The organism is Bifidobacterium ramosum (assembly GCF_009299505.1).
Lineage (GTDB): Bacteria > Actinomycetota > Actinomycetes > Actinomycetales > Bifidobacteriaceae > Bifidobacterium > Bifidobacterium ramosum.
Genome location: NZ_WBSM01000013.1, coordinates 39,595 through 51,720 on the forward strand (window position 1 = coordinate 39,595; position 12,126 = coordinate 51,720).

7 protein-coding genes and 1 pseudogene are annotated in these 12,126 nt (G+C 62.8%); 7 read left to right on the plus strand and 1 reads right to left on the minus strand.

The features are described 5' to 3' along the window. The first annotated feature begins 53 nt into the window (after window positions 1-53). The gene (locus DSM100688_RS10355; RefSeq protein WP_152359021.1) at window positions 54-1,289 is read left to right on the plus strand and encodes an AGE family epimerase/isomerase; all 1,236 of its coding nucleotides are present in this window, start codon (window positions 54-56) and stop codon (window positions 1,287-1,289) included. 453 nt (window positions 1,290-1,742) lie between these two features. Here DSM100688_RS10355 and DSM100688_RS10360 read toward each other — a convergent pair. Beyond that, window positions 1,743-3,092, minus strand: a pseudogene (locus DSM100688_RS10360) (amino acid permease); the annotation flags it as partial. A 737-nt stretch (window positions 3,093-3,829) separates the two neighbouring features. On the opposite strand from DSM100688_RS10360, the gene DSM100688_RS10365 reads away from it, so the two are divergent. The 6 genes from DSM100688_RS10365 (at window position 3,830) to DSM100688_RS10390 (ending at window position 12,123) form a co-directional block, all read left to right on the plus strand. Then, entirely contained in the window at window positions 3,830-4,879 is a 1,050-nt protein-coding gene (locus DSM100688_RS10365; protein ID WP_152359023.1) for a LacI family DNA-binding transcriptional regulator, read from the plus strand. Window positions 4,880-5,421: 542 nt separating this feature from the next. Further along, window positions 5,422-6,714, plus strand: a complete 1,293-nt coding sequence (locus DSM100688_RS10370) for an ABC transporter substrate-binding protein (protein WP_239519440.1) — start codon at window positions 5,422-5,424, stop codon at window positions 6,712-6,714. A 155-nt stretch (window positions 6,715-6,869) separates the two neighbouring features. Next, a complete protein-coding gene (locus tag DSM100688_RS10375) occupies window positions 6,870-8,009 on the plus strand; it encodes a carbohydrate ABC transporter permease (RefSeq protein WP_152359024.1) in 1,140 nt (379 codons plus the stop codon). A 23-nt stretch (window positions 8,010-8,032) separates the two neighbouring features. Further along, a complete protein-coding gene (locus DSM100688_RS10380; RefSeq protein ID WP_152359025.1) occupies window positions 8,033-8,971 on the plus strand; it encodes a carbohydrate ABC transporter permease in 939 nt (312 codons plus the stop codon). A 5-nt stretch (window positions 8,972-8,976) separates the two neighbouring features. Then, window positions 8,977-10,362, plus strand: coding sequence for a GH1 family beta-glucosidase (locus DSM100688_RS10385; RefSeq protein WP_152359026.1), 1,386 nt, complete (start codon window positions 8,977-8,979; stop codon window positions 10,360-10,362). A gap of 126 nt (window positions 10,363-10,488) precedes the next feature. Further along, window positions 10,489-12,123, plus strand: coding sequence for a glycoside hydrolase family 43 protein (locus DSM100688_RS10390; RefSeq protein ID WP_152359027.1), 1,635 nt, complete (start codon window positions 10,489-10,491; stop codon window positions 12,121-12,123). Window positions 12,124-12,126: the final 3 nt, after the last annotated feature.

Here is a 12,126-nt window from a genome sequence, read left to right on the forward strand (position 1 = left end):
GTATGATCAGTAATACTTAACCGGTTCAGCGACGACCGACGCAAGGAGATCATATGACTCAGTACACACTCGACAATCCCGACAACAAGACCTGGCTGAATGCGCAACGCGACAGCCTCATGAACTTCGGCCACGCGTTCCCGTCGCCCGGCGGCGGCTCCTACTGGCTCGGCGACGACGGCACGCCGTGGAAGGACCGCAACCGCGAGACGTGGATCACCTGCCGCATGACGCACGTCTACTCGCTGGCCGCGTTCGTCGGCCATCCGGGGGCCGAGGCGTTGGTCGACGCCGGCCTCAAGGGCCTCACCGGCGAGCTGCACGACGACGCGAACGGCGGCTGGTACGCGGCCGTCACCCCGGACGGCGGCCATATCGGCACCAAGCAGTGCTACGCGCACGCGTTCGTGCTGCTCGCCGCGTCGTCCGCCACGCTGCTCGGCCGGCCGGGCGCCGCCGAACTGCTCGCCGACGCACAGCAGGTCTTCCTGAAGCGGTTCTGGGACGACGAGATCGGCCTGTCCGTGGACACGTGGAACGAGGACTTCACCGAACTCGATCCGTACCGCGGCCTCAACGCCAACATGCACTCGGTCGAGGCGTTCCTCGCCGTGGCCGACGTGACCGGCGACGAATCGTGGCGCACGCGCGCCGGCCGCATCATCGACCACGTGCTCGGCTGGGCGTCCGACAACCACTGGCGCATCCCCGAGCATTTCCACTCCGACTGGTCGCTCGACCTCGAATGCAACGCCGACAAGAAGGACGACCAGTTCAAGCCGTACGGCGCAACGCCCGGCCACGGCATCGAGTGGGCGCGACTGATCACGCAGTACGCGCTGAGCGCGCGTGGTCTTGACGAGACGCGCAAGGCGGAGCTGATCGACGCGGCCGAGCATCTGTTCCGTCGCGCCGTCGCGGACGGCTGGGACGCGGACGGTGCGCCCGGCATCGTGTACACGACCGACTGGGACGGCAAGCCGGTGGTGCACGACCGCATGCACTGGACGCTCGCCGAGGCGATCAACACGTCGTCGACGCTGGCGCACGTGACCGGCAAGGCGGAGTACGCCGACTGGTACGCGACGTTCCTGCAGTACGCCGATGAGTATGTGATCGATCACGTGCACGGTTCGTGGTTCCACCAGTTGGATCGTGAGAACCACGTGATCGGCACCGTGTGGCCGGGCAAGTCGGATCTGTATCACGCGACGCAGTCGATGATGATTCCGCTGGCCGATCCGTCGCTGTCGATCGCCGTCGCCACCGCGCGTGAGTTGCAGCGGTAAGCGCGAGCGCGCGACTGACTGACGCGTGCGTGACTGACACATAACGACAACGGACATACAGCCGATACTGACTGCGGAATCGGCTGTATGTCCGTTGAGGGGTGGGTGCATTGAGGAGTGAGTAGGCGCGATATCGCGCTAAGGGCGCGGCTGAGCTGAGCGTTGATTCGCATTCTGTCTAACGGACATACAGCCGATTCGCCCACCTCGATCGGCTGTATGTCCGTTGAGGAGAGGAGTGCTGACGTAAGGGGCGGATCGGTGTCGCGAGCCACCACTGGACGTCTCTTGGACGCTGTCGTTTTTCTCAACGGACATACAGTCGAAACCGGCTATGGAATCGGCTGTATGTCCGTTTTTTGTTGGGTATGTCCGTCAGGGTTGACGGACATACAGCCGTTTTGCCCACCACAATCGGCTGTATGTCCGTTGGGGAGTGACGAATGACGTGCGCTACTTGCGCACCTGCGTGAGCTGGTACGCGGCGAGCAGGATCGCCAGCCAGATCACGCCGGCGATCACGGCCACGCGGTAGCTCGGCGAGAAGCACATGAGCACCACGACGAGCGCGAGGAACGCGAGTACGACGTACGGCATCACGCGCGCGAACGGCAGCTTGAAATGGATCGCATCCAACGCTTCGGAACCGTGCAATCCCGCCAACTCAGCCGGACCGTCGCCCGCCGCGACCACGCGACGGAAATGCACTTCCGTGATCATGATCATCGACCAGTTGATCACGCCGGCGATCGTCGCGATCGACATGAGATAGTTGAACGCGAACTCCGGCCACAGGAACACGACGACCACGGCGAGTGCGGTGATGATCGCGGAGGTGATCACGCCCGCGACCGGCACGCCGCGCGAGTTCAGGCGACCCAGATACGCCGGCGCGTTGCCCTGCTTGGCGAGCGAGTACAGCATGCGCGAGTTCGCGTAGAGGCCGGAATTGTAGACGCTCATCACGGCGGTCAGGCACACGAAGTTGAGGATGCCGGCGGCCGCGTGCACGCCTACCGAGTCGAAGATCTGCACGAACGGGCTGGACTTGCCGTCGATCGTGTTCCACGGCACCACGGCCATGATCACGCCGATCGCGCCGATGTAGAACACGAGGATGCGCCAGATGATGCCGTTCGTCGCGCGCGGGATCGTGGTGCGCGGGCTTTCGGTCTCGCCTGCGGTGATGCCGATGAGTTCGGTGCCGCCGAAGCTGAACATGACGACGCACAGGGCCATGAGCAGGCCGGTCCACTGGCCGTCGGCCGTGCGTTGCATGAGGCCGTGCGGGAAGAAGCCGCCGTCGATCGCGAACCAGTTCGCGAAGCTCGCCTTGATGCCCGAGTCGGTCGGCAGGCCGGCGACGAGCACGGCGAGGCCGCCGAGGATCATCGCGACGACGGCCACGATCTTGATGATCGCGAACCAGAACTCGAATTCGCCGAACTTGCTTACGCCGAGCAGGTTCGCGGCGGCGATCACGACGAGGAACACGGCCGCGGACACCCATTGCGGGATGTTCGGGAACCAGTAGTTGACGAAACTGCCGACGACCGACAGCTCGACCATCGAGACGAGGATGTAGTTGAACCAGTAGTTCCAGCCGGAGACGAAGCCCGCGCGCTTCGACCAGTAGCGGCTCGCGTAGTAGCTGAACGCGCCGGCCTTCGGATCCTCGACCGACATCTCGGACAGCGCGCGCACGATCATGAAGATCGCGAGGCCGCCGACAAGATAGGCGAGCAGGATGCTCGGGCCGGCGAGGCTGATCGATTCGCTCGAGCCGTAGAACAGGCCGGTGCCGGGGCCGGTCGGTGCATGCTGCTCTGCCATGCCTGATGCTTCTTTCTCTCGTGGTCCGTATGCGCAGTTCGTATACGTGGTCCGTATGCGTGGTGTGCATGTGCAACGATGGCGTGCCGTGCTGCTGGCGTGGCGTCGCGTATCGTCGGCAATGCAACCGTATGCAATGGCCGCTATTGTAGGCCGTTCGCCGTATCCGCCGTGTATCGTGTCCGATTTTTGCGGGGAGTGGGCGGGGGCGGATGCGGTGGGACGTGGTTGGCGACGAGGCGCGATGTGGCCGGGTGCGGTAGGCGGCGGGATGCAGTGCGGCACAGTGCGGTGCGGTAAGCGACGGGATGCAGTGCGGCGCAGTGCGGTAGGCGAGGCGCGGTAGGCGGTGAGTTGGTGCGATGAACGGCACGTTGGCCCCAGATAGATGACTCGTGGCATGCTGACGGGCTGGCTCGCGACTCGCAGTACGCTCTTCTCCGCTCTTTCCTCCTCAACGGACATACAGCCGATTACCCGGCCGAAATCGGCTGTATGTCCGTTGTGAGGAAGAGGAACCGGCGCCGTGGATTGCGCAGAAGCGCTCCGAATCCACATCGGCTGAGCGCGTCGCCGACTTTGGCATAATGTTGGCATAATAAGTTGATGTCGGAAAGAAAATGCCTGCGCGCCTGCGGAACGCAACTGTCGATCGCGAATGTTCCGGGGGGGGTGCGTCGCAGCCTGATGAAACGAGGTGGTGAACGGTGGTCGGCATGCGCGATGTTGCCAAGAAGGCCGGGGTTTCGCTGAGCACGGTATCGCTGGTGATCAACAACGGCGAGCATGTTTCGGACGACGTGCGCTCGCGTGTGGAATGGGCGATGGACGCCCTGCATTACGTGCCGAACGAGCTGGCGCGCAACCTGTCAAAAAACCGCACCAACACGGTGGGTGTCATTCTGCCGACGCTGCGTCACCCGTTCTTCGCGACATTGTTCGCCTCGCTGCAGACCGCATTGGAGGAGCGCGGCATGCTGGCGTTGCCATGCTCGACCAGTGATATGAAGCGCGGCGAGGAGGAGTACGTCGACATGCTGCGCCGGCGCATGATGGACGGCATCATCATGGGCGCGCACACCTCGCATTCCGCGGATTACTGGACGAGTATCGGTCATCCGGTCGTGGCGTTCGACAGGTATCTCGGCATGGGCGTGCCGACGGTCGGTTCCGATCATGAGCAGGGGAGCCGGCTGGTGTGCGATCTGCTGATTCGAACCGGGGCGAGGCATGTCGTCAATCTGGGCGGGCCGCGATCGCAGTTTCATGATCTGGCTGATCTGCTGGCATCCGGTGCCGACGCGGAGTATCTGAGTACGTCGTATCATTCGCTGTCCTCATATCTGGTCTTTCGGTCGATGCTGCCGCAGGCGGGCGTTCGTTGGAGCTTCATGGAATCCGGCGAGGTCGATGATTTCGATTCCTACGCCCGTGCCGCGCATGACGTGTTCGATCGTTACCCGGATGCGGATGCGATCGTGTGCGCCGATATCACGGCCGCGTTGTGCGTCGAGGAGGCTCGTTCCCGCGGGTTGCGCGTGCCGGAGGATGTGCAGATCGTGGCGTACGACGGTACGTATGTGACGCGGCTGTCCGGCGGCGGTCTGACCAGCATATGTCAGGATTTTGATGCGATCGCGCGACTCTTGACCCGTAGGCTGATGCAGTTGGTCGAAGGGCCGAGTGCGGGGGAAGTCGATGACGCCGGTGCGGATCGTGTACCGATGACGTTGCGGATTGGCTCGACGACGCGTTGACGTTCCGCGCTCCGGTGATGTCGTTGCGTGTTCCGTGGCGTGGCTGTGCGGTCGTTCGGCTGTGTGCCTGGCGGTGGCTGGGATGTTTGTCGGCTGGGGGCGCCGGACGTGTCTGACCGTGCGTCCGGCGGCGTTGATGCTCCCTGACCGTTTCGCGGATCGGTCGGATGCGTGGGTTGCACTGGCCGTGTCCTGAGTGGCGGTTTTCTCTCGCTGGGGCATGCCCCAGCGAGAGAAAACCGCCACTCAGGGGTTTGTGAGTCGTGCGGATGCGACGGACGCGGTTTTTGCCGGATGCCGTCGCGCTGATAGGGCGAAAATGTCGAACCGGTTTGGACATTGAGGTCCTTGCGACACGCCGTCGAACTGGTTTGAATTCAATGGTTGCAAGCGTTTGCAGACTTTGCCGATTTGAATTCGAACCGGTTCGAATCTATAGTGTAAGTACTTTCCGAAACGGATACCGGAGAGGGCGCAACACCTGCGCAGCAACACAAGCTGGGCACATGGCAGTGCCGGGTGATAAGAAAGGAACAAGGGAAATGAAGGCGAAGAAGATCATGGCCCTGACCGCTTCGATGGCGATCCTCATGGGCGTCGCGGCCTGCGGCAGCAACTCGAATTCCTCGTCCACCACCAAGGACGGCAAGGTCGTCATCAAGATCCAGAGCTTCTCCGGTGGCCTGAATTTCGATGAGAAGGGCGCCAACCTGTACGCCGAATACGAGAAGGCGCACCCGAACGTCAAGATCGAAGAGACCGCGGTCGCCTCGTCCGACGACGCCCGTTCCGCGTTCAACACCGCCATCTCCTCCGGCACCAACGCCTACGACATCTACTCCGCCGATGCTGCATGGATGCCGTCGATCACCGCCATGCCCGACAAGTTCGTCGATCTGACCTCCTACACCAAGGACAACGACTGGCTGAGCTGGAAGGAAGCCGACGCCAAGTCCGCTGACGGCAAGCTCGTCGGTGCCGGCATCGACATCGGTCCGACCGCCGTGTGCTACCGCTCCGACCTGTTCGCCAAGGCCGGCCTGCCGACCGACCGCGACGAAGTCGCCAAGCTGCTCGGTGGCGACAACGCCGACTGGGACACCTATTTCAAGGTCGGCGAGCAGTACCACGAGAAGACCGGTCTGCCGTGGTACGACTCGATGGCCGCCGTCTGGGGCGTGATGAAGACCCAGGTCGAGGAAGTCTACGAGAAGAAGGACGGCACGATCGTCGCCACCGACGACACAGTCAAGAAGCTGTACGATCAGCTGACCGCCACCACCGACATGTCCTCCCACCTGACCAACTGGACCGACGACTGGAACGCCGCGTTCAAGACCGATGACGGCTTCGCTACCACGCTGTGCCCGTCCTGGCTGGGCAACACCATCAAGGGCAACACCGGTGAGGACTTCAAGGGCTGGGATGTCGCCGACGTCGCCCCGGGCGGCGGCGCCAATCAGGGCGGTTCCTTCCTGGTCGTTCCGGAAAGCTCCCCGAACAAGGACGAGGCCGCCAAGCTCGCCGCGTGGCTGACCGCCCCCGAGCAGCAGGTCAAGGCGTTCAAGGCCACCGGCAGCTTCCCGAGCTCCAAGACCGCCGCCGAGGATCCGGAAATCGTCGACGTGACCGACTCCTACTTCAACAACGCGCCGATCGGCAAGATCTTCTCCGATCGTGCCAACGCCATCAAGGTCGCCCCGTACCGCGGCACCCGCTACTACGATCTCGACACCAAGTTCACCGACGCGCTCAGCCGAGTCGACGTGACCCGCGAGCAGACCGCTGACCAGGCGTGGAAGCAGTACGTCGAAGACGTGAAGTCCCTGTCGTAACCACCGCTCCTCATCCTCTCCCATATAGGTGGGGTCAGTCCTGAAATCAACGCTGATCCCACCTTTTTTATATCCAAAATCAGCGCAGCAGTCTCACTCTGCCCGTCCGATCCATCGCATCACCCATTGACCCGCAGCGTGATAGGAGGAAGCACATGTCGTCACGCAACACCAAGCAGCAGGGAACGCCCGGCCCCTCGCTGAGAACCAGACTCGGGCAGCTTGAGTGGAAAGCCTCTCCGTACCTGTACATCGCGCCGTTCTTCATCCTGTTCGCGCTTGTCGGCCTGTTCCCGCTGTTTTACACGGTGTGGATCGCCACCCGCCAGTACAACACGCTGACCGGCGACTCCGGCTGGGCCGTCTGCGGTCAGGTCTGCGGCGACAGCGGCACCACCGCCTCCTGGCTGGGCAACTTCCAGTGGGTCCTGCATCAGGATTCGTTCTGGATCGCATTGCGCAACTCGTTCTCCATCTTCCTGCTCAGCTCCGTGCCGCAGATCATCATCGCGCTGTGGCTGGCCTGGATGCTCAACGCGAACCTCAAGGCGAAGACCTTCTGGCGCATGGGCGTGCTGCTGCCGTACATCATCGCCCCGTCCGCGGCCGGCATCATCTTCTCGCAGATGTTCTCCGACAAGATGGGCGCGGTGAACGTCCTGCTGCAGGCCGTCGGACTTAGCCCGATCATGTGGCACGCCAGCACGATCTGGTCGCACATCGCCATCGCGACCATCGTCAACTTCCGCTGGATCGGCTACAACACGCTGATCATCCTCGCCGCCATGCAGGCCATCCCGGCCGACGTGATTGAAGCCGCCGTGGTCGACGGCGCCAAGCAGTGGCGCATCTTCCGCTCGATCATCCTGCCGATGCTGCGTCCGACGCTGATCTTCGTCATCATCACCTCCACGATCGGCGGCCTGCAGATCTTCGACGAAGCCCAGATGTTCCACAACGGCACGTCCGGCTACGGTGGTCCGAACCATCAGTACCTCACGCTCTCCATGTACCTGTGGACGCTCGGCTTCAACAACGTGACCATCGGCCAGCCGAACATGGGCCGCGCGGCCGCCGTCGCTTGGCTGCTGTTCATCATCATCGTGCTCATCGCCATCCTCAACTTCTTCATCACCAACCGCATGGCATCGGGCGGCATGGCCAAGGTCAGCAAGGAAGTGGCCGCCGAGCGCGCGGCGCAGGCCGAACGCGACCGTCAGTTCGCCATCCGCTCCGGCGTCGAAGGCCGTCGCCGTCTGGCCGAACAGCAGACCGCGCAATCTTCTGCACAGTAGCAGGGTAGGAAGGAACATCGATCATGGGTAAGCAAGACACCAAACGTGACGATCTCGGCGTGCAGACGCTGGAACAGGCGTACGGCAAGGGCGTCGCCCGTGCCGCGGCGCGCAAACGCAACCATCTCGGCGTGACCTCGGAAGGCCGCCGCGCCGGCGCCGGCACGTACACGGCGCTCGCCATCGTCATCCTCATTTTCATGCTGCCGCTGTACTATGCGGTTTCCATCGCGTCGCAGGACAGCACCGCGACGCAGTACGGCGTCGAAGCACTAAAGCCGGGCGGCGGACTGCTGCGCAACATGGCGGCGGCATTCCAGGCGATGGACTTCTGGAACGCGCTGGGCGGCACGCTCTTTGTGTCGCTGATCGTCTCCATCTCCACCGTGTTCTTCAGCACACTCGCCGGCTACTCGTTCGCCAAGCTGCGCTTCCGCGGCAAGAACGTGCTGCTCACCATCGTCGTCGGCACGATGACGATCCCGCAGCAGTTGAGCGTCGTGCCGTTGTACATCCTCGCCAACAAGGCCGGCCTGTTCGGCTCGCTGTGGGCGGTCATCATCCCCGCGCTCGTCAACGCGTTCGGCGTGTTTTGGATGACGCAGTACCTGCAGGACGCCCTGCCCTACGAGCTCATCGAAGCGGCCCGCGTCGACGGCGCCTCGATGTTCCGCACGTTCCTGTCGGTCGGCGTCCCGGCCGCGCGTCCCGCCGCCGCCATGCTGTTCCTGTTCACGTTCATCGGCCAGTGGACGAACTATTTCTGGCCGATGCTGATCCTCGGGTCGAACAAGAACGCCACGCTGACCCTCGCCGCCGCGACGCTCAAGGGCGCGCACTTCACCGACTACACGCTCGTGATGTCGGGCGTGGTATTGACCACCCTGCCGTTGCTGCTCCTGTTCTTCGTCGCGGGCAAGCAGCTGGTCTCCGGCATCATGGCCGGTGCAGTGAAGGGATGATCTCGATGACCAGACAGTTCTCTGACGATTTCCTCGTGGGTGCGGCGACCGCTGCCTACCAGATCGAAGGCGCGTGGAACGAGGACGGCAAATCACCGTCGATCTGGGATCGGTTCGTCAAACGACGCGGCGCGATCGCGGACGGCACCGACGGACGCGTGGCCTGCGACCACTACCATCGCCTTGACGACGACATCCGCATCATGGCCGATCTCGGACTCGACGCATACCGATTCTCCACCGCATGGAGCCGCGTCATACCAAACGGCGTCGGCGACGTCAACGAAGCCGGCCTCGACTTCTACGATAGGCTGGTCGACGGTCTGCTCGCGCACGACATCAAGCCCGTGCTGACGCTGTATCACTGGGACCTGCCGGCGGTCCTCGCCGACCGTGGAGGCTGGCTGAACCGTGACGTCGCGCAGTATTTCGCCGAATATGCGCATGTCATGGCAGAACGGCTCGGCGATCGCGTCAAATATTGGACGACGCTGAATGAGCCGTGGTGCGCCTCGTTCCTCGGATACGGCACCGGCGAACACGCGCCGGGCATTCAGGATCCGGGCGCGGCATTGCAGGCGGCACATCATCTGAGCCTTGCGCATGGTCTCGGTGTGCAGGCGCTGCGATCGGCGCTGCCGGACTCCGCGCAGATCTCCGTCGTGCTGAACTTGGCCACGCCGTACCCGTCGTCGGATGCGCCGGAAGACGCGGCCGCTGTGCATCGGCGCAAGGTTGTGGCGAACGACGTGTTCCTGTCACCGATGCTGGAAGGCGAATACCCGGACGAGCTGAAGGAACTGACTTCGGCGTACTCCGACTGGTCGTTCGTGCACGAGGGCGATCTGGAGACGATCTGCCAGCCGATCGACGCGCTCGGCATTAACTATTATTCGTCGGTCGCCGTCGCCCAGCGGCCGGATGGGCGTGATGACGCCGCGGACCGTGGCTGCGTGCCCGGTACCGGCGACACGATGGACGTGGACAAGCATCTGCCGGTGAGCGACATGGGATGGCCGGTCACCCCGCAGGGGCTGACCGATCTGCTGATCGAACTCGGACATCGGTTCCCGGGACTGCCATTGATGATCACGGAAAACGGCATGGCACTGCGCGACCAGGTCGTTGTCGAGAACGGCGTGGAGCGTGTGCACGATCAGGAGCGCATCGACTACCTGAGCGTGCATCTGGAAGCCGTCGGCAAGGCCATGGACGCCGGTGTGCCGGTGCTCGGATACTTCGTGTGGAGCCTGCTCGACAACTTCGAATGGGCGCTCGGCTGCTCGAAGCGTTTCGGACTGCTGTATACGGATTACACGACGCAACAGCGTATCTGGAAGGATTCTGCGTTCTGGTATCGCGATTTCGCGATGTCGCACATGGCGCAATAGTGCAATAGCCGGGAACGGCGCGCATGGCGTCACGCACCCCGCATCAGGCGGCGGTGCGTGACGCTCTCTATATTCATCTCGATATCTCGTTCATCGTGACATTTTATTATCGCCCAAAGGAGTGTCATGCTAGTTGAAAACCCGATTCTGCGCGGCTTTCATGCCGATCCGTCGATCATTCGCGTGGGCGGCGACTACTATATCGCCAACTCCACGTTCGAATGGTATCCGGGCGTGCGCCTGCACCATTCGCGCGATCTCAAGCATTGGGAGACGATCCCCAGCCCCTTGCGCGATTCGTCGATGCTCGACATGCGTGGCATCCCTTCGTCCGGCGGCGTCTGGGCGCCGGATCTGTCATATGCGGATGGTCTGTTCTGGCTGATATATACGGTGGTACGCCAGCCGGCGAACCCATTCAAGGACGTGACGAATTTCGTGACGACCGCGCCATCCATCGAAGGCCCGTGGAGCAAGCCGGTTCGGCTGAACGGCGTCGGCTTCGACCCGAGCCTGTTCCACGATGACGACGGTCGCAAATATCTCGTGCAGCAGACATGGGACCATCGAGAATGGCATCATCCGTTCGACGGCATCACCGTCACCGAGTTCGACCCGACCACCATGCGGTTGAAGCCGGAAACCGCGCGGACCATCTGGCGCGGTGACGATACCGGATTCATCGAAGGGCCGCATCTGTACAAACGAAACGGACTGTATTATTTGTTCGTCGCGCAGGGCGGTACGACCTATACGCATCAGGAGGCGGTCGCGCGGTCGGCGACGTTGGCGGCGCTGTCGTTCGAAGCGATGCCCGGCAATCCGCTTATCAGCAACTACGAGACCCCGCGGAAGCGATTGCAGAAACAGGGTCACGGATCGTTGGTCGATACTCCCGATGGGCGCTGGTATTACGCGTCGCTGTGCGGCAGACCCTGGCACCACGACGACGAATCATCCGTGGCCCCGCGCGGATGGTGCACGCTCGGACGCGAGACCTCGTTGCAGGAGGTCGTATGGGATGACGAGGGATGGCCTCGAATCGTCGGCGGCCGGGCGGGACGCGACGTCGTCGATGTGCCGGATGTCGAGTCCCCTGCGGCGGGGGATTCGGTTTCCCCGGCCCGGCATCACCATGACGAGTTCGATGAACCGCGACTCGGTCTGGACTGGAACACGTTGCGAATGCCGTTCGATGAGCGGATGGGGCGGACCGGCCGCGGTCGTCTCGAATTGCGCGGACAAGGATCCTTGCGCGATGCGTTCGAACTGTCGCTGGTGGCGCGGCGATGGCAGGCGTTCGCATTCCGGGCGGAGACAAAGATGCGGTTCGATCCTGACACGTATCAGGCGATGGCGGGACTGACCAATTATTACAACGATCTGTGCTGGTCGTGGGTGTTCGTGACCTATGACAAATCGCGCGGATGCCGGGTGATCGACGTCGCCGAATGCGTACGGGGCGAATACCGTACCTATCTGCGTGATCAAGCCGTCGCCATACCCGATGATGTGGAATGGGTTTGGTTAAGGACGGCGGTGTGTACACGGTCATACGGGTACGAGTATTCCTTCGATGGACAGACGTGGTTCGCATTGTCGGTGACGTTGGATGCGGCCGTGCTGTCCGACGAGGCCGCGCCGGCGGGGCATTGCGGCTTCTTCACCGGTGCGTTCGTCGGTCTGGCGGCCGTTGACTATTCCGGATACGGCGCCACCGCGGCATTCGATTATTTCGATTATCGGGAGACGAGCGAATGATGT